The sequence below is a fragment of the Nostoc sp. DedQUE08 genome, from assembly GCF_034530895.1.
Taxonomy (GTDB): Bacteria; Cyanobacteriota; Cyanobacteriia; order Cyanobacteriales; family Nostocaceae; genus Nostoc.
This window is the reverse complement of sequence record NZ_JAVRCD010000023.1, coordinates 89309-112835: the sequence shown is the minus strand read 5'-3', so window position 1 is coordinate 112835 and position 23527 is coordinate 89309. Positions and strand designations below refer to the sequence as shown.

Genomic DNA, 23527 nt, shown 5'->3' with positions numbered 1-23527 from the left:
AGTATAGAGAAATACCCGTGTTTCCATGATTCATCCCGCATTTATGCAACGCCACCGAAAAGTCTTCGATCCGCAGTAACACCTCAGTGTCATTGATTAACTCATAGCTCCATAGTTGCAAAGGATGATAGCAGCCATCTTTCTCAAATTTTCCGCGTTCTCGGATGAGCGCTCTTGCTGCTGACGTTAAAGTGCCTTCAACAACTATACAGCCCACCATTCCTGACCAAGGTTGTACAGACACTTCCTCAAGCGCTAAAAAATCTGGTCTGCTGCCACTTAACTCCTCTCCTCCTGGAAAGTACGTCCGAAACCTGTCAGCCTTTTTCAGGTAGAAGTCGAGGATGCCTTGCTGAATCTGTGGTGTGTTTTGGGTAACTAGAAAACTTGAGCGAGACATAAAAATAGCCTTTGAAACCCCTAAGATGACGTGAGTTCGACGGGTTGAAAAAAAAGCTGAGACTGGAATAATTCTAGCAGTAGTTATTTTTTGGGCGTGACTGCGTAGCATAATAAAAGGCGTTGCTAAACTTGAATCAGCAACGCCTAATCTTGAGTATTTAAGAACTACTCAGCACTCTTACTCTGCCCAAGCAATCAACCTTGGCTCATAAGGATTAGCCAGATTTTTATTTTTGGGCAATACACGCAAAGACAAACCTTGTAAACCAGAAGCGGTATAGATGATATTACCAGTGTAAATACTCAATTGCTGTCCATCTTCGCCTTGGTAATCCATCACCACTGGCACAGCGTTGACAATCTCACCATTGGCATCGATCGCACCTTGATATAACTCCACTTGCACATCATTATTCGTCAAAGTTGCCAAGTCAACCTTGGCTTTGACAGCAACGGTTTGGTTAACTTCAATGTCTGAAGCTGCCGATACGTCAACATCTTTGATTCTGATGTTGAACCAGTGTTCGCTGAGTTTTTCTTTCCAAGCGGCAAGTTCTTTCGCTGGAGCATAGTTATCAACAGTCAGGGTATGATAGCGATCGCTAGCTGGGAAATAAGCCCTAAGAGCATATTCTCCGACCATCCGCGCTGTATTAAAGAAGGGACAATTCAACCGAATTGCATCCTTCATTTTGGCAACCCACGGACGGGGCAAACCATCAGTATCCCGATGTTCATAAAATAACGGTACAACTTCCTTCTCTAACAATTCGTAGAGAGCATTTGCTTCTACTTCATCTTGGTAGTTAGGATCGTCATAATTTTCTCCATGTCCAATCGCCCAGCCTGTGCGGACGTAATCAGCTTCATCCCACCAGCCATCTAGCACACTTAAATTTGGCAAGCCATTCATTGCCGCTTTCATGCCACTAGTACCAGAGGCTTCCCGTGGACGACGCGGTGTATTTAACCAAATATCGCAACCCGCAACCATCAACCGGGAGATGTGAATGTCGTAATTGGGAACAAACACTACCTGTTTTTCTAAATGCTGTTCGCGGATAAAGTGATTGATCTCGCGGATCAGTTCTTTACCGGGGATATCTTTAGGATGTGCCTTACCAGCAATCACGAATTGCACTTTCCGGTCTTTATTAGCCAGCAGAAGCCGCTTAATCCGATCCAGATCGCGCATCCAGAGGGTGGCGCGTTTGTAGGTGGCAAAGCGACGAGCAAAACCAATGGTGAAAGCGTAAGGATCTAAAACTTCTTGTGCCTGGGAAATTTCAGAGGCAGAAGCGCCGCGATCGGTCAAATGTTTCACCAAATGATCCCGCACATACAAAATCATATCTAAACGGCAGCGTTCGTGATTGCGCCACAATTCCTCATCGGGTATGGCGTCCATCCGATCCCACAATGGGCTATCTGGTGGTGCTGATGACCAATTTGGGCCGAGGTAGCGATCGTACAATTCTTGAGTCGATTTCGCCACACAACTCCGAGCATGGACACCGTTGGTAATTGCAGCGATCGGCACTTCCTCCACTGGCACTTTCTGCCACAAGCCCTGGAACATTTGCCGCGACACCACACCGTGGAGTTGGGCGACACCGTTAGAAAATGTTGCCATTTTCAGCGCCAGCACCGCCATACTGAAAGGCCCGGATAAATCGCCTGTATTCTCGCGCCCCAGTCCTAAAAATTGCTCTTTGGGCAACCCAAATATCTCTGCATAATACCCCAGGTAGTACAACATTTTTTCGGGAGCAAACAAGTCAATCCCTGCTGGTACTGGCGTGTGGGTAGTAAAGATATTACTGGAAGCCACCACCTGTTTAGCTTGGGCATAATTCAGTCCCTCTTCCTGAATCAGCAAGCGGATGCGTTCTAGGGCAGAGAAGGCGGCGTGGCCTTCATTCATGTGGTAAGCGGTGACTTTCAACCCTAAAGCTTTGAGCATTTGCACACCACCGATCCCCAGCATAATTTCCTGGTGGATACGCATATCGATGTCGCCACCGTACAGCTGATCTGTGATGTCATGGTCGTAAGTGTTGTTGGGTTCAATGTTGGTGTCCATCAAATACAACGGAACCGTTCCCACCTGTACGCGCCAAACTCTGGCATACACCTTGCGTCCTGGATAATCTACCGCAATCCGCAGTTCAGAACCATCGGCATTGCGCTCTAAATGCAAGGGCATATTATAGAAATCGTTGAGCAGATAGCGTTCTTGCTGCCAGCCATCAGCATTGAGATACTGGGCAAAGTAGCCTTGCTGATACAGCAAACCTACACCTACAAGCGGTAGCCCCAAGTCACTGGCAGATTTGAGGTGATCCCCTGCCAGAACGCCCAAGCCTCCAGAATAGACGGGCAAACAATCTACAAGTCCAAATTCCGCCGAAAAATAGGCATAGCATTCTTTCGGTTTCTGTTCCCGTTGTTTCTGATACCAAGTGCGCTCTTGCAAATAATCGTCTAACTGACGGTCAGCTCGATCCATTTGCGCTAAAAAGCCTTCATCTTCGACAACTTCCAGAAGCCGCGATTGAGAGATAGTACCCAGCATTAACACTGGGTTGTGATGGCTAGACTCCCACAGGTCAGAGTCTAAGCGACGGAATAAATCTTTAGTATCAACGTTCCAATCCCAGTGCAAGTTATATGCTAGCCGCCGCAGTGGTTCGAGTCGCGGCGGTAGTGAAGGGGATACGTTAAATGTGCGAATTGGCTGCATAGGTTGGCAAAACTCCAAGTTTAGCTATGGTTATTGTTTACTCTCTTTACCAATGTTGCCAATTCTTTATACTGTAGTTTGTGAAAAAGCGATGACTTTGTTAAGCATTGAGAATTATTTTTAACCTCGTTGCTAAAGTTTACACCAAGGTGTTTCTAATTCTGTGCCTTACTCTGAGCCATATACTTGGTATATTAAGATTTAATCATTTACTGGTATGTATCACTTAAAAAAATTTACTTTTGAATAAATAATTTATATTTATTTTAGTATTGCTTCCGGGGATCAATCGAGAGTCTGGGCTGAAGGTAAAAATTCCCCATAGCTGTGTCCAGTGAAGTTAAATTTTTTAATTATTTTTTCATAAAACCGCGCTGTCAAAGAAGGCAATCCCGATGAAAGAAGTTTCAAAAGCCTTGCAGGAAAATCTTCTCAAGATTGGGATTTTTACTTAGCACTCTCAAGCCAGAAGACAGAAGGGAAACCCTATAAATGATCGGATGAAACCCTTACCAAGCAGTTAATCAAGAAAAGCGATGCCTGGGGCGGGCTACACCTATTTTAACTACTTGGTATTAAATATTTCCACTAAAGCAGCAAAATAACTTATAAAGGTGTTATTTTATGCACCTAATGAAGGCTGATCTTTAGTATTTTTTGTCATTGTCAAAGCTACAGCTGCTGCATAAGCGAGTTCTGCTGCCATTTGATAAGCAAGTTTGATACTTGATGAAGTGTCCTTGGCTTTAGGAGATGGGGAAGCTTTTTTTCGGCGCGACTCAAGTTTTACATCACCTGCTGCGATCGCTCGCTGTAAAATGATCCAGGCATCTAGGTCTTCTGAGTCATAATTACCTTGAAGCTGCGATCGCAGTTGATCTTCGGCTACAACACTCAAAGAGCCGATAGTTAGAGCTTCTTGTACAATTTCTTTAATTAAAGCCATAATTTGAACCAAGTGTGTGAGTTAAAATCGATACCTCAATTTGGGAAGTTAGATGTTTTTTTGCAGATTTATCCTCGAAAATAAGCTACTTTTAGCTTTCTTCTAATAAAATTTATAATGAGTAGTACCAAGCACGCATCACCCGCTTGGCTCACCCGAATGGGTGATTTATAAATTTTTAGATACAAGTAATAGCGAAGAGAAAAATTTTCAGCTACTTTGGCTTTTTAACGAAGAGGGTGTCACAAGTATAGTAAATGTCATTCTGAGTTTAACGCCCAATTATAAAATAGTAACGATAACAATATAGACCAAAATGCCAATAACTACTTACAGCATTTTTAAATCTCCCTCCTTAATGGATGCTATCTAAGTGTATAAAAATATTTTAGAGTAGCATAGGCTTTGCCTGCCGGAGAAATCGCCCTAGTAAAAAAGTTAACTTATTTCCAGTATTATCATCAACAATCAATCTGGAAATCAACTTATTTAATAAGAGTGTTCCACTAAAAATAAAATGTGCTATTGTTAAAAACAATTGTTATTAAAAACCATTCATGTCATTACAAACGTGAATTGGCTAGTCTGTAAATCATCCGTGTGCAACATGATTGGAGCAGCATACTCTAGAAATTCGTTGCAAGAAAGCCGTCATAGTAGTCGGGGAAGCGCTTACTTGTTTGCACCGATGGTTAACTTCAATGTGATGGCTGATGTGGGAGATAATCCACCCTAATTGGATTTTATTTGGGCATCAATACCCAGAAAAATCCAACAATAATTACATTGTTATGCTAGGCAAAAATTTTATTTAAACTTTGAATATAGTCTAGTTAAATGTATTTTTTGTTGCAAAATAGTTTGTGAAACTGAATTGTTTCAAAAAACTAAAACCGCTTGAGAGTAAATAGCCTCAAGACAAACAACACTATCCCTATTTGCTTTAGGAGTGCTGTTAGCGGTAGCAAGCTTTTCAAATTTGCCAGAGAACCAAAACAGTAGTCTATCTAAACCAGCAAATTTTCCATCAGACAATTTAGAGTCTAAGTTTTGACACAGCAATGCACTGAAATTGTTTTGTTAATTGATTTTGTGAAACATAAGCCAAAATTTTACGTGCATATAGTACAAAATCTGCTAGCGACTTAATGCAATTGTGCATATTACTTGAGTAATTTTACATATCTAACCTCAAGAATTGTTCGCATAGTCAAAGCCAGACTTTGGTTTTTCAATGTAAAACCATCTAAAAATCTTGGGAAATTTTGGTGATATTGCTACTTAGCTCATGTATTAATACATACATAGTCTATTGGTATTGGTAGAAGATTAGAATACAGTCAAAACAACTTTAAACACTGTCAACAACAATTGATTAACGAGATATGTAGCCATGCAGAACGAGCAATATTTTTCCAAATTGCAGCGCGTGCAAGAACTTTTAGTAACTACAGTATTAGGAGATATTCCAACACTTCTTCTCGGCCCAAAGTTGCGTAATTTAGGATATCGTAGTATTTTTGGCCAGATAGACAGCCCAGTATATATTCAAAATGGTGTTGAATTTAACGGTACTTCTTGTATTGAGATCGGCACAGGAGTCTATATTTTCAAGGGTGTGCGGATGGATGCGAGAGGACATAAAAATAATAAAATTCATCTAGGAAATAGAGTTGCGATTGAACGTAACGTTGATATCGGGTCTTTAGAAGATACGTATATACATATTGATGAAGACACCTTCATTGCTCCTAATGTATGTATTGAGGGGCCAGGAGACATTAAAATTGGTAAACACTGCATGATTGCTGCCCATTCAGGGATATATGCCAATAATCATAATTTTGCCGATCCGATGGAGCTGATTAAATACCAAGGTGTTACTCGCAAGGGAATTGTGATTGAAGATGATTGTTGGCTAGGACATGGAGTAACAGTATTAGATGGCGTTACTATCGGCAAAGGCAGTGTTATTGGTGCAGGAGCAGTTGTTAATAAAGATATTCCTGCTTTTTCCGTTGCTGTCGGCACACCTGCACGAGTAATCAAAAACCGAATTGGCAAAGATATAGCAAAGCTTCAAGTTGAGAAATAGGGCATGGGGTATAAGAGGCAGAGGGGCAGGGGGGCAGGGGAGAAATAATAACTCCTAACTCAGCACTCCTAACTCAGCACTGCTGAAAGGCATGGGGAATAGTAACTATCCCCTGTAACCTGTTGCCTTTTTTGGGAAACCTTTGCCATCAGTCAACGTCACAAGGGTAAACGCCTCTGAGTTATCTTTCTTAAGGGCATCTACAAGTCAGACAACTGACATCTTGTACATTATCAATAACCGTAGGGTAGACATTCCTAGTCTTGAGTCCCCAGAGTCCTCTAAAAAAGGGACGAGATTTGGGTAATATAAAGTAGCTATCTTTTCTGCATTGCAGATACTGAAAGAAAAGCTTTCTTTGTTTTACCCGTTGGAGATATTTCTATGCTGACTTTAAAAATCGCTGTTTATATTGTTGTTGCCTTCTTCGTAACTATCTTCATCTTTGGATTTTTGTCGAACGATCCAGCTCGTAACCCCGGCCGTCGGGACTTAGAGTAAAAGGGCGATAAATTATCCGCGACTTTGGAAGGCGGAAAATACTAAACGCCACGGAAACTTACTAAGCGAAAATTTAGTAAGTTTCTTTCTCCAAGTAGCTTGCTGTAGGTAGCAGAAGGCGACAGTCGGAAGGCAAAATGTATGTTTATCCTTCCCTTTGTCATTTGGCTGTTTGTTAGCCCGATTTTGCTCACTTATGCTTCATCCAGTTCTGCCACCTAATCCGCCTCCTATCGTTGAATCTTTACAACCTGTAAATCCCGCCTCGTCTGCTAGTCATACAAAGTTTCTTTCAGGTGTAGATACTGGAACACACGAAAAGACAGACAAATCCAAGCAGCCCAAGAATTTGGCTCAGTTGGCAATTTCGGGTAACACTAAGAGCGATCTTTTATTGTCAACTCCGATAAACTCAACTCAAGATCGCTTGGTAGTTGCTGAAACTTCTTCTGCACCTCATTCACCAGAAACCTTTCCACCAGAAAGTTCTCCACTCCCCGGTTCTGCAACTGCTGGGCTTTTGGGACAGCCGCTGGTTGTTGGTTATCCCACGCAAGAGGTTACAACCTCTAATCGCCAAGTTAAAAAAGACACAAAGACAAGTCCGAGCGTCGAACCCCGCCACTCGGAACTTCTGATGTCGGCACTGCGCAAACGGGAGATGCAAAGAAAAGTTGGAGCGGAGGCTTTAGACGAAGACGCAAAGGGTGAAGCTTCTCAAAAACTCGGTCAGCGATGTCTGACGACAAGCTGCTTTGCGTCTACGCTACCTCCAAACTCTAGTGGTGGAGCAAAACCAACCTTTTTGGACTCTTCTAGCTTTAGCTATAAAGTTTCTCCAAGCCCACTTGTCGCCCAATCTCCACGCCCTCTGCAAATTGCCCCAACTGTCACAAACAGCAATAAATTAGTTAAATCCAAGGCGGAAATTTTAGCTGAGAAGTTAACTCAACAAAAACAGCAACGCGATATTACTGCACAACAGTCTCTAAAAAAAGACAATATCTCTGTATCTGCTGCCGATCTTGCACCGAGTTCTCAATCAGTACAAAATCTTATAACATTTAAGTCTCGTAACCCGACAAACAAACTCTCAGCGCCGATCGCTGTAGAATTTAAGTCTCAAGTCCAGCAACAAAGCCAAGTACCAACGCCTACACCACAAGTAAATACCACTCAGCCACAAGCTCAACCATCTGGTACAACTGCGCCAGCTACCACACCGCCAGCCGGGCCAAGAACTGTAGAAGTCACTTCAGATCGGCAAGAGTATGACGAGAAACAGCGAATTATTACAGCTGTAGGTAATGTAGTTGTGCGATTTGATGGGGCAGTGGTGGATGCCGATCGCTTACAAGTTAATTTGGACAACTTGATCGCTGCGGGTGAAGGCAACGTCATTTTAACCCGGGGCGATCAAATACTGCGCGGACAACGCTTTACCTATAACTTCGTTCAAGATCGTGGGGAACTGGAAAATGGTAGAGGAGAAATTTACGTACCCTCAGCACAAACAGATTTTGCTTTTTCACCCACAGCTATAAGTGCTGGTGGAGTTTCAAGACTTCCGCCTAGCGATCGCATTCGAGCCGATCAGCCCCTTTCCGGTGTGAGTAGCCCTGGAGGAATTAATGTGACATTTGGTGGTCAGTCAGATGCTAGCAACATCCCGCGATCGAAAACAGGGGGTGTAGTCAATCGGCTGAGGTTTGAAGCTGAACAAATTGATTTTTATCCGCAAGGCTGGCAAGCAAGCAATGTCCGCATCACCAACGATCCTTTTTCGCCCCCGGAATTAGAATTACGCGCAGATAAAGTAACTTTGACGCGAGAATCACCTTTGGTAGACCGCATCAGGACACAGCGACAGCGTTTGGTATTGGATCAAACAGTCTCCTTACCAATTCCTTTGAATGAGCGTACTATTGACCGCCGAGAGCGGGACGCTTCACCTGCAATAGTCTCCCCCGGCTACGATGGAGAAGATCGGGGTGGTTTATATATTGAGCGTGGCTTTCCACTAATCGATACAGAGCAGACACGCTGGACAATTACGCCCCAGTTATTATTACAGAGAGGTGTGCAAGAAGGCGTGGGTGACTTAGGCTCACTGTTTGCTGTGAAGACCAAGATAAATTCTGTTTTGAGTCCACGGACGATAATTCAGGGAAATGGGGAATTAACTAGTTTTAACTTGAATGACGTGGAAGATAATTTGCGGGTGAATTTAGGATTGCGTCAGATATTAGGCACTTCTCTTCCCCACACATTGAATGTGCAATATAACTATCGCAATCGTCTCTACAACGGTACTCTGGGTTTTCAAACTGTCCAGAGCAGTTTTGGCGGCATTATTACCTCTCCGGTGATTCCTTTAGGAAAAAGTGGTATCAACCTCAACTACCAGGCAAGTGCCCAGTATATCGATGCCAACACCGATCGCCCAGACTTGCTAGAACCAGTACGGGAAAACAATCGTATTTCGCTTGGTCGTTTACAAGGCAGTGCAACTCTCAGTAGAGGGCTGTTGCTGTGGCAGGGAAAACCATTACCACCCACTGCCAGTGAGGGGTTACGATACACCGCTACTCCTGTAGTTCCTTACTTGCTAGCGATCGCTAGCCTCACAGGCACTACCAGCTATTACACCAATGGTGATAACCAAAGTACTCTAACTAGTACAATTGGCTTACAAGGGCAAATTGGCCATTTTTCCCGACCTTTTTTCGACTATACCGCCTTTAATATCAGTTACTCTCAAGGCTTAAATAGCGGATTATCACCCTTTTTGTTTGACCGCTCCGTTGATAACAAAGTATTGACCGCTGGAATATCACAGCAAATCTACGGCCCTTTTCGCTTAGGCTTTCAAACATCTGTTAACTTGGATACTGGTAAGGAAACTAGCACCGACTACATTTTGGAATATAGCCGTCGCACCTATGGCATCACCTTACGTTACAATCCGGTGTTGGAGTTAGGCGGCATCAGCTTCCGAATTAGTGACTTTAACTGGGGTGGCGGCACCGATCCATTTTCGCAAGTTAAGCCAGTAGTAAACGGCGTACAACAGGATTATTAGTCTAAGGACTAGGGACGACTCGACAGGCGATCGATCTCACAATTAGTTAATGCCGAGCCAGGTATTCTCAAGCTGGCATAGTCGCCGCTTAGTTGAACGTGTGATGGTGGTTGATGTAGGGTTACACAACATCTGTGAACTGCGGCTTGGTATTCTCGCCATTGCCTACGGATTGCAATACTTGCAGCATCGTTACCTAAGTCGGAAAATCTTAGCCCCGCTCGCATCAGCCAAGATTCTACGTCAGTTGTTTCACCAACTATTTCTGGAATGGGATTAATCTTTTTCATGAGTAATATCTTATACGTGTATTCTCAATTACTCATTTCACTTTAAAAGAAAGTATCAATACTAGCCAATATCATTTTTTATCAAAATCATCAATAAAAATTATTCATACCTGAATAGAATACTCAGGTATGAAAGAATAAATTACTATTACGGCTGGTAAACAGCATTGCTTTAGCTTGTGAATAGGCCGTTTTCTAGCTCGTAATTACTAGAAGCGATAGCCTAATCCGGCTTGGAAGCTGACAGCATCAGCATCACTATTTCTGTAGGCGTCAATACCCCATTTAGTATCGCCGTAGGCAATGACATTTTTGCTAACTTCTGATTCAATCCCAAGGGTGACTACAGGTGAATTCCGATTGCCCAATGGAGTTTTTTGACCTTCGTCAGTTACAAAGGAATAACCACCACCGAAGTAAACGTTAGTATTTTTGGCGATGGGCGCATCATAAGTCACTATGGGCATAATTGCAGCAGCATCACCACCATACAGCACAGAACCCCGCAGTGAAACAGGCGCATTCGGTACGGCGTATCGTCCTTGAATATTACCACCAATTTGTGCTTCATCGTTTCCTTGTCCGCCACTGGTTGCACCAACAGCAACACCAGCACCGATGTAATTACCGTTAGTACCGTTAGTAGCTGCTGTTTGAGCAGATGCAATGCCGGCTGAGAGGACAATGGAAGCAGCAGCAAAGAAAGAGGCAGCTAATTTTGTCAGTTTCATAAAGTTATTCTCACTAGAGTTAGGTAAAATCAATGTTCTCTAGTACTAGAATCTCTTTTTTTACAAAATGTAACCTCACGCACCTGGTTCACCCAGGTGGCTGAATTATTTCTCACCCACCTGGGTGTAACAACTGAAATATTTGATTGAAGAATTCAGGATTCAGGATTCAGGAGTCAGAATTCAGGATTCAGGAGTCAGGAGTCAGAATTCAGGATTCAGGATTTAGGATTCAGGATTCAGGATTCAGAACAAGAAAGTGGAAGATTCAGATCCACCACCCTCTTGTCTTTACGCTGCGCTATCCGCTTTCTCTGGCTCCAAGTTCATACTGAATTCTGACTCCTGACTCCTGAATTCTATTTAGATAACAGTTATTTCTTTAAAAAGCGCTGACGTAGACGAGAGATAAAAATATTTACTTCTGGTATTTTCAGCCAGTAAGCGATCGCCGCAAACACTGCAATCCCCACGAAGCCAGATATACACAATTGCAACACCAGAATCAGTAAACCCGTTTTACCTAGCAAGTGCTGGGAACCAACCAAAGTCCCATAGCTTGCGACCCCAGCAACTACGCTACCACCAGCCAAACCCAAAATCGGCAAACTCCACTCGCGCCAAGGTAAACCATTGAGTTTGCGATCGAGTAACCATAACAGCATTAACATTGAGCTACAATTTACACCCACTGTTGCTAATACCAAACCGGGAGCGCCAAAAGGTTTAACGAAAAACCAATCTAATAAAATATTAAGCAAGATGTTAAAAATACTGATGCGAAAAGGTGTCTGTCCATCGCCTAAAGCATAAAATACCCGCACCAAAACATCACGCCCCAAATAGACAAACATCCCAATTCCATAAGCTACTAGTAAGGATGAAACTAGCTGTGTGGCTTCTGGCTTGAAAGCACCGCGCTCATATACCACCTGTACAATGGGTACAGATAGCGCCACCATCAGCGCCCCTAGCGGTAACATGGTAAAAGCAGTGAGTAGGAGTCCTTGGCGAATCCGTAATTTTAAATCCTGCCAATTTTCGGGGCCAGATAGTCTGGCAAATATCGGTAATAGAGGCAGTAAAATGATATTAGAAATAATCCCCAAGGGAGTTTGGACTAATAGATTGGCATAGTTAAATCCTGCCGCCGCACCAGGGATAGGACTAGCAAAATAAAGGTCAGTGGCAACATTAATTGGCATCATTCCAGAGGAAACTGTTGCCGGAGTCATGATTTTAATTACTTCTTGAACGCCTGGGGATTTAAAATCAAACCGCAGGCGTAATGTGCCTAATCCTAACCGCCACTGGACAATTAACTGCACTACCCACTGGAGAATCGCTCCTGCCAAGGTTCCCCAAGCTAAGACCATTCCCCCGATTAAAGCGTATTCTGGTTTAATAATGTCCTTGCCCAGTTGCATCGCTAAGATAGCAAGACCGCCAACAACGGTAATACTGGATAATAAAGGACTAATGGAGAGTAACCAATATTGATTGGCTGTATTGAGAGTACCAAAGCCAATGCCAATTAAACCGGCAAATAAAGCCATTGGTGCCATAATGCGGAGTTGTTGAATGGCGATCGCTCTGGTTGTTTCTTCCAAACCATGACCGACTAAATCAACGATTGCATCCGCAAATAGAACTTGAGCCACTGTCACCAGCAACAGCACTCCACCTACCAGCGTTGTCACGGTTTCCACAAGGGGAGCGGCTTCTTCTCGCCGCCGCTTGGCTAAAACGCTGACGAGCGCACTGTGTAATGGCCCATTTACACCACCGAGTAAAATCAATAGAAAGCCAGGAATAATATAGGCATAACTATAGGCGGTAGCAGCAGCACCAACACCAAATGCGGCAGCGATCGCTTGCTGCCGCACTAAACCGAAGATTTTACTAATTAATGTGGCTGCGGCAACAATGCCAGCAATTCCAGCGAAGGAACGAGAGGGTTTTTGATCTTGTTGTGTCACGAATAATACCCGACAACTCTAGCAGAGTGCATACTTTAAAACATTTAACCTGAAATTCCGCAGTCTGTCAGGTAAATTTTGACAAATTAGTAATTTTAAATGCCTACACCAACGGCAAAGGCAAAGCGATGTCTACAGTAAATGCTCACCTACGCTCAAAATTAAATTCCTGAATTGCGATAATACAGCGAATTACAAGTTAGTTAGATCGCGATTCCAAAGGGGTCAGACGGATTTTCTGATTTGCCTTGACAACACTAACTTAGTGACAGCCAAGCTTTAAGTTTGTAGTGAATATACCCAAATAAACTTTGCGCTCCTGTGTGTTTCAAATTAAACCCTCAATTGACGACGAATTTCCCAAATTGTGTAGTTAGTCATTTCCTCTGTTGTGTACAAGCCAAAATTATTTTTAACCAATTACAAGGATAGATCGAGAAAGGGGAACTATAAAAATAACCATCTTCTGGGAAATAGTTGAACTAGGGAATGGGGATTGGAGACTAGGGACTGGATATCGGGCGAGATGTGAATGGGGATTGGAATCCCAAACAAATCTTACTCATATTTTATTCCCTACCATCCAGTACTCAGTCCCAAAGCGCCCATTCGTCCCCACCCTAACAAGTTGCTATCCATCTGAAATTGGTGAATCCTGGACGCGGCCAGTTGAAGACTGTAAAACTTTGCAGTTTGTCATATTGTTGACACTTCTTAACCCATGAACTTTGGCGTGAGGAACCCTTGTATAAAAAACGAGATAATCCAGAGCAATGGAACCCAATTCAAATTTCACAGAAAATCAACTTCTTTTATCAAGCGCTCAACTTCAAGAGCAACTAGAGCAACAAAAAGCTCTGGCGAGTGTCATTGTCCGAATTCGGGAATCTCTTGACTTAGAAACAATTTTTCAAACGACTGTTAAACAAGTGCGTCAGTTACTAAATGCCGACCGAGTAGCAGTCTTCCAGTTCGACCGCGAACAAAACTGGCAGGGAGAATTTGTTTCTGAAGATGTTGCAACTGGCTGGAACTCAGCAATGGCAATAAAAGTTTATGACCACTGCTTTGGAGAACAATTTGCTTCTAGTTATCAACAAGGTAGAGTGCAAGCAGTAGCAGATATTTACAATGCGGGACTGAGTGATTGTCATCTGGAAATTTTGAGCAAATTTCAGGTGCAGGCCAACCTCGTTGTCCCTCTATCGCGGAAGAAGGAACTGTGGGGATTGCTTTGCATTCATCAGTGCAGTGAGACTCGTGAATGGAAAGAATCGGAAATTGAGTTTATTCGTCAAATTGCTGACCATCTTATTGTTGCGATTCAACAAGCAAAGCATCTTCATGAAGTCAAATTGCAAGCTGCAAAATTGGCTCAAGCAGTTCAGCGCGACCAAGTAATAGCTAAAATTGTCGATGAAATTCGCTCACCCCTTGATATTGAAATTATCTTTAAAACCACAACTCAAGAAATACGCAAGCTGTTGCAAGCTGACCGAGTTGCCATCTTTAGCTTCAATCCTGATTGGAGTGGTAACTTTGTTGCTGAATCATTTGCTGAAGGTTGGACTCCTTTAGTTGGTCTTCTGTCTGCGATCGCTGATAGTTATTTACAACAGACGCAAGGCGGGCGTTACGTTAACAACCAGACTTTTATAGTTAATGATATTTACCAAGCCGAATTAACAAACTGTCATGTAACTCTGTTGGAGCAATTTCAGGCAAAAGCCTTTGCTACTGCCCCGATTCTCCAAGGAGATCAACTTTGGGGAATCATCGCTGCCTATCAAAATGCCTCACCCAGAGAGTGGCAATCTTATGAAGTCGAATCACTGAGCAAAATCGGCACACAAATTGGTGTCGCAGTGCGACATCATAAGTTGCTGGCATACGCTCAGTACCAAGCAGAGCAACAAAAAACATTAACTAGTGTAATTACTCGAATTCGAGAGTCTCTAGATTTAGATACAATCTTCCAAACTACTGTCACTGAGGCCCGGCAAATGCTGCAAGCAGACCGAGTGGCAGTCTTTCGTTTTGACCCGCAAAAAGATTGGGAAGGAGAATTTATTTCTGAAGATTTTGTGCCTGAGTGTAACTCGGTAATGGCAGAAAAAGTTTATGACTATTGTTTCGGAGAAAACTTTGCACCCCTTTACGCCCAAGGTCGAGTAAATGCGATCGCTGACATTTATCAAGGAAAGTTCCCCGGTTGCTACGTCCAAATTTTAGAAAAATTTCAAGTGCGGGCAAATATGGTCGCACCTCTATTGAAAAAAGGTGAACTTTGGGGATTGCTGTGTATTCACCAATGCACTGCTCCTCGCTACTGGCAACCCTCTGAAGTTGAATTTGCTAGTCAAATCGCCGAGCAATTAGGAGTTGCATTAAAACAGGATTCTTATTTAAAGCAAGTTCAAATGCAGGTTGTCCAGTTAGCAGAAGCCACTGAACGCGAAAAAGCAATGGAACGCCAAGAACTACTGGCTGCAACTATTGATAAAATCCGCCAGTCACTCGATATTAAAACTATTTTTAGAACTACTACTCACGCTGTGCGAGAGTTACTCGAAGTTGAGCGAATTGCAATCTACCGTTTCAACCCGGATTGGAGCGGTAAATTTGTAGCAGATTCCTTTAAAGATGGTTGGAAACCAGTTGCACAAACCCAACCAACGATTATAGAAACTTTTGAGGATACAGACGACGATAACGAACTTCCGCGTAACGAAACCTTTGTGCCGATTCGCGAAGGTGAAAAATTATGGGGATTATTAGTTGCTTATCAAAATTCGCAACCACGTTATTGGAAAGAAGAGGAAATTAATTTACTGGCTCAAGTTGGGGTGCAATTAGGAATTGCGATTCAGCAAGCAGAATTACTCGAACAAACTAAACGTCAAACCTTAGAACTTACTCAGACTCTGCAAGAATTAAAACAAACTCAGACCAGGTTAATTCAGGGTGAAAAAATGGCAGGATTAGGACAACTACTTGCTGGAGTTGCCCATGAAATCAACAATCCTATCAGTTTTATTTTTGGCAATCTTATCCATTTAAGTGAATATACTCAAGAACTGCTCAAGGTAGTGAATCTTTACCGTCAACACTCTTCAATATTGCCAACTATCCAAGAGCAAATCAACAAGAGTGATTTGGACTTTATCATCGAAGATTTACCGAAAACCCTTGAGTCTATGAAAGTAGGAACAGAGCGGATTTGTGATATTGTGCTATCACTGCGAAACTTCTCTCGTACAGATGAGGCTGAATTAAAGCCAGTAGATATTCATGAAGGGTTGGATAGTACTTTGTTAATTTTAGGGCATCGCCTCAAAAATAATAACGATCGCCCAGCAATTGAGATTGTTAAACAATATGATAGTTTACCTTTGCTCGAATGCTATCCCGCGCAATTAAATCAAGTGTTTATGAATCTTTTGAGTAACAGTGTTGATGCATTAGAGGAAAAGTTTAACACTATACAGCAGAGGTATTTGAAATTATTACAAACGTGTCCGAGAATACCTTTGACTATCTGGATTAATACGCAATTAATTAATAACCAGGTTGTAATCAGAATAGCTGATAATGGTCTGGGGATTCCAGAAGAGGTGCGATCGCATATATTCGATCCCTTCTTCACTACCAAAGCACCAGGTAAAGGTACGGGGTTAGGATTGTCTATTAGCCATCAAATAGTAGTCGAGAAACATCATGGTCAGATGAAATGTTCCTCTAAATCAGGAGAAGGAACAGAGTTTTTAATTGAAATTCCCATTGATAATTAGAGGCTACTGATTTTTGACAGTTTCAGTCAATTTTAAATAGGGGAGCCAGGATAAGTAGAGGTGTCCTCCGTTCCCCGAAGGCATCATAACAGACTAATATACCAACACCTGAATCAATATAATAATTTATTTTCTTTAGAGTTTAAAATCATTTTTTGGGATGCAATCGCAGAGTTGCTCTTGAGAAAGCGGCAGAATTGGTATAAATAGGTACTAATTTGCAGCGAGAAAACTTTTGATCATCTTAACCATTTCTTGTTTCTCTTCAAACCCAGAACTATAGCAGCCACTTAAAGATACCTTTTCACCAGATATTAACGTTAAGCTAACTCGATAAACAAAGCCATCTTCGCTAGAAGAGCTTTCAACTTTAATCTCGACAATTTCATTCAACGAGTAGAGAAAAACTGCTTTTCCCAATGTCCCAAACCATCGATAGCGACTGAGAGTTAAACTATTTGATTCTTTATCAAAATTACAGTTGATAAATGAACCTGTTGCTATAATCAGTAAACCTAATAAAAACCAAAATAGGGTTATTCCAATTGCACCATAAAGGATTATGGTGTCATCTTGCGTAACTAGTAAACTTTTTTCTAAAGGTTGTGCTAAAAAATTCTTAATTTTTAATATTATAAACTCTGCTTCTTCAGAAGAATAATCACTGTAAGTAATTCGTCTAAATGGAATACTCTCTTTATTAGTCAATAACTGAACTTGATATTCATATATATTTTTTCCCTCTTTATCGGTTTTAGTTTGTTTTTCTAAACGAGTTTCAGTTAATCCAGAAATTTGTTTTTCGCTTTTTTGATGACCGATAAAATCAAACTCTGTCAGTTGACATATAATTGTTGATGATTTTTGTTGAATAATGGAACTTTCTAAATTTTGCGGAACACGGTCACATTTAAGTTGTGTAACTGGTATCATCACAAAAATAGCAAATAAGTAAATTATTCCTACTTGTCCAATAAATAACCCAGTAAATCGAAGCAACTTCGGTTGAATAGTAAAATTAAGTTTATTTTGTGTTTGCTCATGGATTTTTAGATTTTTACCTTTGTGAAAATACCAAAATAAAAGCAAATTTGTAATTAATAATACATAATCTAATAAATAAGCTTTATTTTCCATATTCCGATAAAATATCTCTATTTTATGCTCAACGCCGAGATTCTTTACCTACAACCCAAACTGTCTCGCGTTGACATACCCGTAACCGGATTTACCCCATCGGCTCTTTCACACAGCAGCGACACTTGATAACGGTCAATTAAAGCATCGGTAAAATCAGCACCAGTGACATCAGCATCATAAAAGCGGCTACGGGTCAAAGTGGCTTCAGTAAAGATGGCATTTTTCAGGTTAGCACCATCCATAGTCGCGCGATCTACTAAAGCACCGCTCAAGTTCGCATCTTCCAAATTTGCCTTTAATAAAACTCCTTTAGTCAGAATTGCGTTGGTTAAATTCGCTCCTTGAAAATTTGTCCCCCGCATTTCTGCTGCGACAAAAGTTACCCCTGCCAAATCAGTATGAGAAAAGTCACGATTTTCTAAATTTATATTGTTGTAATTGATTGTGTTTATCTGAGCAAAAGCCGGTTTGGGATTAAGTATTATCCACCCAAAGGCTAGTAGCAAAATTACAATCAAACCCAAAAAGCGCAGTAAAATCTTTTTCATAACTTTATTATTTTTCAGTAGTCCGTTGTCATTAGTCCTTTGTCCTTTGTTAGTTAACAATGACTAATGACTAATGACTAATGACTAATGATTAATGATTCTTGCCTATTTCCAATCTTTACCAATGCGGATTGTCAGATCGGATTCTAAATCACCAATGGCAGAGACCTCGATTTGACCCAAGCCTAAGACTTTTTGCAAATCAACCCCAACTCGTCGGTTGCCTTTTTGGACAATAATCTGAGTTTGACGTTGGGTATCCGGCCAATCAGGCACTTTGTAAATATTATTAAAGCCTTTCTGTTTAAGATAAGCAATAACTTTTTCAGTTAGCTGAGGTTGATTTGAAGCATTTTGAATAGCAATTTTGAGGTTAGGAACCTGACGCATATCTGGCTTTAGACCAGGTACATTGACCCCAACATAATCATTCAACAGGCTCTGTTGTCCAGTCATATTCAGCCAATAGCTATCGGGGTCTTTGCTAAAGCGGCTAAAGGTACCAGGCAACACAGTCATTTGGAAATTATCGCGATCTAGGTTAAGTCCGAAATTGACCAACGCCATCATTTCTTCCATCTTCAGGTTGGTATCAAAATATTTTCGCATTAGGCGAGTCAATTGAGGCAACCTGGGTAAGATGGTGGGACTATTTAAGCGTTGCAGCAGGGCAGCTGTTAGTGCTTGCTGACGCTGCACTCTCGGTAAATCTCCCAGACCTGGTTCGCGGAATCGGGCAAACTGTTCTGCTTGTTCGCCATTAAGGGTTTGCCAGCCACTGACTAAATTAATCGACAGCCGACTGCTGGAGTCTTTATATTCCATTGATTGGGGAACAAAGACTTCTACTCCGCCTAACTGATCGACTAACTGCCGTAAGCCGCTGGTAGAAATACGGATGTAACGATCGATTGGGGCATTATTTAAGGTACGGCTAACTACCCGTGCTGCTAAGACTGGGCCGCCTTTGGCATTGGCATCAGATACCTTAGTTAATCCCTTTTCTCCCTTTTCGGGGATGGCGATCATTGTATCTCTGGGAATGGAAAGTACTCTTACAGATTTTTCACTAGGGTTAAGTCGTACCAGCAGCATGGAGTCGCTTTTGCCTGCAAAGCTTTCTGGTGAGCCATCAACGGTACCGCTGACTGGTTCAATCCCCATGATTAAAATATTCATCGGACGTGAAAGCTTGTACTGGGAGAGTTTGCCCCATAACTCCCCTGGTAATGGGATTTTTACTTCGTCTTTAGCAGCAGTTCCTAAATCGTCATCTGTTCGATCTAGATTGCTCCATAAAGGAGTCCACAGCGCTAATGTTGACACCAGCAGCCCAGATAAGATGATGCCAATGACAACCGTCATAAACCATAACAGCCATCGAGGCATGGTTAAGCCCAGTCTCTCAGAAAGCTGATTGGGAAATGCGCCCACAGATTCGATGACGCTACGGTTCGGATTCGCTGGCTGGTTTAGTTCAACCTGCTCCTCCTCTGAGTCGGCTACAGGTGCTGGCGCTACTTGATTTTCTGTCCGTTGAAGTTGCGACGATCGCACGTCACTTTCAAACTCTACTACTTGCTGAGACGTAACCGGATTTTCCGACCATTCGACTTGTTTTATCACAATTATCTCCCCACTCAACCACTCCCTAAAAGTATGTTAATCCAAGCTACAAATATTGCCAGTGGAAAAGCTCACTGTAAACTTGTAATGTTCTTCGGTAGGCGTGTATGACAACATGAATACTTTATTGTTCCCCGTAATCCTAGCTGGTGGTAAAGGTGAACGTTTTTGGCCCCTAAGCCGCAAAGACCGACCCAAGCAATTTTTAAGTCTTGATGGTAGCTCTAGAAGTCTATTACAAGCAACCGCCGATCGATTGATTGAACTCGGTGGCGGGTGGGATTTCTTGTGGGTGATCACTTCTAGTCAGATAGCTGAAGGCGTAAGACAACAACTACCCGATCTACCAGTTGAAAACTTACTGATTGAGTCGGAAGGCAGAGACACAGCCGCCGCCGTTGCTTGGACAAGTTTAGAAATCAAACAGCGCTATGGTGAAGACGCTGTGATTGGCTTTTTCCCTGCTGACCACTGGATTGCTGACCAAGAGGCGTTTGCACGCACATTAAATGCAGCTACGCAACTGGCAACAAGCACAGCAGCGATCGTTACACTGGGGATCAAGCCTACTTTTCCATCAACCGGTTACGGCTACATTGAACAAGGTGAAAAAATAGGTAGCTTTAATGAGTTGCCAGCTTATCACGTGAACCGCTTTACTGAAAAGCCCGACCGAGAAACGGCAGAGACTTTTTTATCTACGGGACGTTTTAGCTGGAATAGTGGAATGTTCGTTTTTCGGGCAGGGGTTGTTCTCAAGGAACTACATACCCATGCTCCAGAAATTATCGAACCTTTAGAACAACATGGCCCTGATATCTATCCCCAGTTGCCTAAGAAGAGTATAGACTATGCGTTAATGGAAAAGACAACTCTAGCATACGTTTTGCCAGTTGATTTTGGTTGGGATGATTTAGGAGATTGGAATGCGATCGAACGCTTACTGAAAACGGAAGAGACTCCCAATGTGGAACTTGCTACTCACGTAGGTATAGATACGCAAGGGGCGATTATTTACGCCTCAAATCCAGAAGATGTAGTTGTTACTATTGGTTTAGAGGATGTGGTGATTGTGCGCGATCGCAATGTCACCCTCGTTGTCAAAAAAGAACGTACCCAGGAAATCAAGCAGATCCTTAAAATTATCCAAAGCGATTCCCGATTTACCGACCTGCTATAAAAGTTAGAACCCTTGGCAGAGGCGAAAAAGTCTGTTTTCCCATTATAACTTGACAGTCTGTTATTTTATCTGACAGTTATGGACATTATTAGCTTTGAGCCTCTGGCCAAGACAATGGCAATCGATTCTATTACTGCCTATCAAAAATACATTTCTCCGTCTAAAGGATTTTCTTGTTCCCATCGCTTATTACACGGCGGGGATTCTTGCTCTAGTTACGTCAAACGGATGCTGAACGAACAGAAGCTCCACCAAGCCGTACAATCATCCATCAAAAGATTTCAAGACTGTGCTGCAGCTAGCAAAACTTTAACAAGCACCAAAACTAGAGCTGATTTCGGTTGTATTGTCATCCCCTGCTGTCTACCTCTTTAACTCCTCTGCATCCTTGCAGTTTTTTACAAAAATGTTCCTCACCCAAACTGTTCCCCGTCAACGAGAAATCCTGGAAGTCTTCCTTCGCAATGGCTGGGACTATATGCGAAGGTTACTTACTGGTGGCAAAGCTGATGAACCCCAGCTGCCGACACCTGCGGTTTTAAAAAATATTCTGGTAGACTTGGGGCCAGTTTACGTCAAACTTGGCCAGTTAATGTCTACCCGCCCCGACTTACTGAGTGCCTCCTATATTGAGGAATTGTCAACTCTACAAGATGAAGTACCGCCAGTTCCTTGGTCAGAGATAGAAATAATCCTCCGCAAAGAATTAAAACGTCCATTAGCAGAAACCTTCAGCACAGTTAACCCGATCCCCGTAGCAGCAGGATCGATTGCCCAGACACATCGAGCTACACTAGCAGACGGTCGAGAAGTCGCTCTCAAAGTGCAACGTCCGGGAATCGATCTGACTATTGCTCAAGATATTGCTTTAATTCAAGGTATTGCCGATTTAGTGGCGCGGACTGATTTTGGGCAAACCTACGAAATCAAATCCATCGCCGAAGAATTTACCAAAGCCTTAGAAGCTGAATTGGATTTTACACGCGAAGCGGGTTTTACAGACCAACTGCGGCGCAATTTATCTAAAAGTCGCTGGTACGATCCCACACAAATAGTGGTTGCGGAAATTAACTGGGAATTGACCACAGCAAAATTACTGGTAATGGAATGGCTCGATGGAGTACCGTTCCTGGCGGCGGATTTGGATAATGACCCTAATGTTAAAGACTCTGCCGAAAAGCGTAAAGAAATAACTACTTTGTTATTTCGGGTATTTTTCCAGCAACTATATATTGATGGCTTTTTCCACGCCGATCCCCATCCAGGAAACTTGTTTTATCTCAAAGATGGGCGTGTCGCTCTTTTAGATTGTGGCATGGTGGGAAGACTCGATCCCCGGACACAGCAGATATTAACAGAGATGCTGTTAGCGATCGTTGATTTAGATGCTCAAAGGTGCGCTCAGTTAACTTTACAGCTATCAGATTCTGCTCAACCAGTGATTTTGTCGCGGTTAGAAAATGATTACGATCGCATGTTGCGAAAGTATCACAATGTCAGCCTCACGCAAATAAACTTCAGTCAGATAATTTATGAAGTTTTACAAGTTGCCCGCAACAATAAAATTAGGTTGCCTAGTAATATGGGTTTGTATGCCAAAACCCTAGCAAATTTAGAAGGGGTAGCGCGGACATTCAATCCAGAGCTTAATTTTTTTGATGAAGTTAAACCATTAATTACAGACTTGTTTCGTCGGCAATTACTGGGCGATAATCCAGTGCGATCGCTATTACGGACAGCCTTAGATATTAAAAGTCTATCTCTCCAATCTCCCCGCCAAATCGAACTATTATTAGACCGAGTTACCTCAGAAACCTTACAGTGGAATCTATCACTGCGGGGTTTAGATGGTGTACGGCGCACTATGGACGATGCCGCTAACCGACTATCTTTTAGTATTTTAGTGGGTTCGCTGATTATGGGTGCGGCAATTATTTCCACCAGAGCGCAAACAACTCAGCTATCTTTTTTAAGCACCATCCTGTTTGCAGTCGCTAGTTTATTGGGTTTGTGGTTAATTATTAGTACATTGCGATCGGGGCGTTTACGGTAAAATCATTTTGAATTTTAGACTTTGAATTGAAGGAAAAATCTAAAATTCAAAATTTAATGACCGACATTCCTTGATGGTACAAGCCCCTAGATTCATTTATGGAGTTAATCTAAAATCTAAAATCTAAAATTCCCAAGCCCCTAGATTTATCTATGAGGTCAATCCAAAATCCAAAACTTGTACTGAGCGAAGTCGAAGTATCTAAAATCCAAAATTGTCTGACTCATACCGTTTGGATTTTCAACGAAGGAACAGCGATCGCTAAATAGACAACCAACAGGCAAAGCTTCTGGACTGGGTTGGCTATCAGGAACTGGGATAAAATCGATTGAGGAAGCGATCGCTATTAATGCCAAAGATGCCCCAAAGCGATCGCCAATTACCTCTGATACCAGCTGGTTGTAAGTTAGAAAGCATCAG

At 42.3% G+C, this 23527-nt stretch carries 17 protein-coding genes; 8 read left to right on the top strand and 9 right to left on the bottom strand.

All coding sequences use genetic code 11. The features are described from left to right. The 3 genes from RMY64_RS17275 to RMY64_RS17265 all read right to left on the bottom strand — a co-directional run. Nucleotides 1-400, bottom strand: a 400-nt coding sequence (locus RMY64_RS17275) for a hypothetical protein (protein WP_322700690.1), incomplete at its 3' end; no start/stop codon positions are given. A 180-nt stretch (nt 401-580) separates the two neighbouring features. Next, a complete protein-coding gene (gene glgP, locus RMY64_RS17270) occupies nt 581-3145 on the bottom strand; it encodes an alpha-glucan family phosphorylase (protein WP_322671055.1) in 2565 nt (854 codons plus the stop codon). Between the two features lie 622 nt (nt 3146-3767). Further along, nucleotides 3768-4091: a hypothetical protein gene (locus RMY64_RS17265; protein ID WP_322671054.1), complete on the bottom strand. Its 324-nt coding sequence runs from the start codon at nt 4089-4091 to the stop codon at nt 3768-3770. A 607-nt stretch (nt 4092-4698) separates the two neighbouring features. Between RMY64_RS17265 and RMY64_RS17260 the strand changes: the two genes are divergently transcribed. The 4 genes from RMY64_RS17260 (at nt 4699) to RMY64_RS17245 (ending at nt 9769) form a co-directional block, all read left to right on the top strand. Beyond that, on the top strand, nt 4699-4827 hold the full coding sequence (locus RMY64_RS17260) for a hypothetical protein (protein ID WP_256091202.1): 129 nt from the start codon (nt 4699-4701) through the stop codon (nt 4825-4827). 657 nt (nt 4828-5484) lie between these two features. Further along, nucleotides 5485-6186 (top strand): acyltransferase, encoded by a 702-nt coding sequence (locus RMY64_RS17255; protein ID WP_322671053.1) that lies wholly within the window; start codon nt 5485-5487, stop codon nt 6184-6186. Between the two features lie 384 nt (nt 6187-6570). Continuing rightward, nucleotides 6571-6687, top strand: coding sequence for a photosystem II reaction center protein I (locus RMY64_RS17250; RefSeq protein ID WP_041566417.1), 117 nt, complete (start codon nt 6571-6573; stop codon nt 6685-6687). A 196-nt stretch (nt 6688-6883) separates the two neighbouring features. After that, nucleotides 6884-9769 (top strand): DUF3769 domain-containing protein, encoded by a 2886-nt coding sequence (locus RMY64_RS17245; protein ID WP_322700689.1) that lies wholly within the window; start codon nt 6884-6886, stop codon nt 9767-9769. Nucleotides 9770-9777: 8 nt separating this feature from the next. Here RMY64_RS17245 and RMY64_RS17240 read toward each other — a convergent pair whose 3' ends face one another. From RMY64_RS17240 to murJ, 3 genes are all read right to left on the bottom strand, one after another. Then, a complete protein-coding gene (locus tag RMY64_RS17240; RefSeq protein WP_322700688.1) occupies nt 9778-10059 on the bottom strand; it encodes a hypothetical protein in 282 nt (93 codons plus the stop codon). Between the two features lie 209 nt (nt 10060-10268). Further along, nucleotides 10269-10790: an outer membrane beta-barrel protein gene (locus RMY64_RS17235; protein WP_322700687.1), complete on the bottom strand. Its 522-nt coding sequence runs from the start codon at nt 10788-10790 to the stop codon at nt 10269-10271. A gap of 374 nt (nt 10791-11164) precedes the next feature. After that, nucleotides 11165-12769 (bottom strand): murein biosynthesis integral membrane protein MurJ, encoded by a 1605-nt coding sequence (gene murJ / locus RMY64_RS17230; protein WP_322700686.1) that lies wholly within the window; start codon nt 12767-12769, stop codon nt 11165-11167. 773 nt (nt 12770-13542) lie between these two features. On the opposite strand from murJ, the gene RMY64_RS17225 reads away from it, so the two are divergent. Beyond that, nucleotides 13543-16560 carry a GAF domain-containing protein gene (locus RMY64_RS17225; RefSeq protein WP_322700685.1) on the top strand — a complete coding sequence of 1006 codons (3018 nt, stop codon included), beginning with the start codon at nt 13543-13545 and terminating at the stop codon, nt 16558-16560. A gap of 213 nt (nt 16561-16773) precedes the next feature. Here the strand turns inward: RMY64_RS17225 and RMY64_RS17220 are convergent, their stop codons facing one another. The 3 genes from RMY64_RS17220 to RMY64_RS17210 form a co-directional block, all read right to left on the bottom strand. Further along, nucleotides 16774-17697 carry a hypothetical protein gene (locus RMY64_RS17220; protein WP_322671047.1) on the bottom strand — a complete coding sequence of 308 codons (924 nt, stop codon included), beginning with the start codon at nt 17695-17697 and terminating at the stop codon, nt 16774-16776. Between the two features lie 44 nt (nt 17698-17741). Continuing rightward, nucleotides 17742-18248, bottom strand: coding sequence for a pentapeptide repeat-containing protein (locus RMY64_RS17215; RefSeq protein WP_322671046.1), 507 nt, complete (start codon nt 18246-18248; stop codon nt 17742-17744). Nucleotides 18249-18353: 105 nt separating this feature from the next. Next, entirely contained in the window at nt 18354-19874 is a 1521-nt protein-coding gene (locus tag RMY64_RS17210; protein ID WP_322700684.1) for an LCP family protein, read from the bottom strand. Between the two features lie 115 nt (nt 19875-19989). On the opposite strand from RMY64_RS17210, the gene RMY64_RS17205 reads away from it, so the two are divergent. The 3 genes from RMY64_RS17205 (at nt 19990) to RMY64_RS17195 (ending at nt 23107) form a co-directional block, all read left to right on the top strand. Further along, on the top strand, nt 19990-21054 hold the full coding sequence (locus RMY64_RS17205; RefSeq protein WP_322671044.1) for a mannose-1-phosphate guanylyltransferase: 1065 nt from the start codon (nt 19990-19992) through the stop codon (nt 21052-21054). 78 nt (nt 21055-21132) lie between these two features. After that, nucleotides 21133-21429, top strand: a complete 297-nt coding sequence (gene yidD, locus RMY64_RS17200; RefSeq protein WP_322671043.1) for a membrane protein insertion efficiency factor YidD — start codon at nt 21133-21135, stop codon at nt 21427-21429. Between the two features lie 31 nt (nt 21430-21460). Next, a complete protein-coding gene (locus RMY64_RS17195; RefSeq protein WP_322671042.1) occupies nt 21461-23107 on the top strand; it encodes an AarF/ABC1/UbiB kinase family protein in 1647 nt (548 codons plus the stop codon). Nucleotides 23108-23527 lie beyond the last annotated feature (420 nt).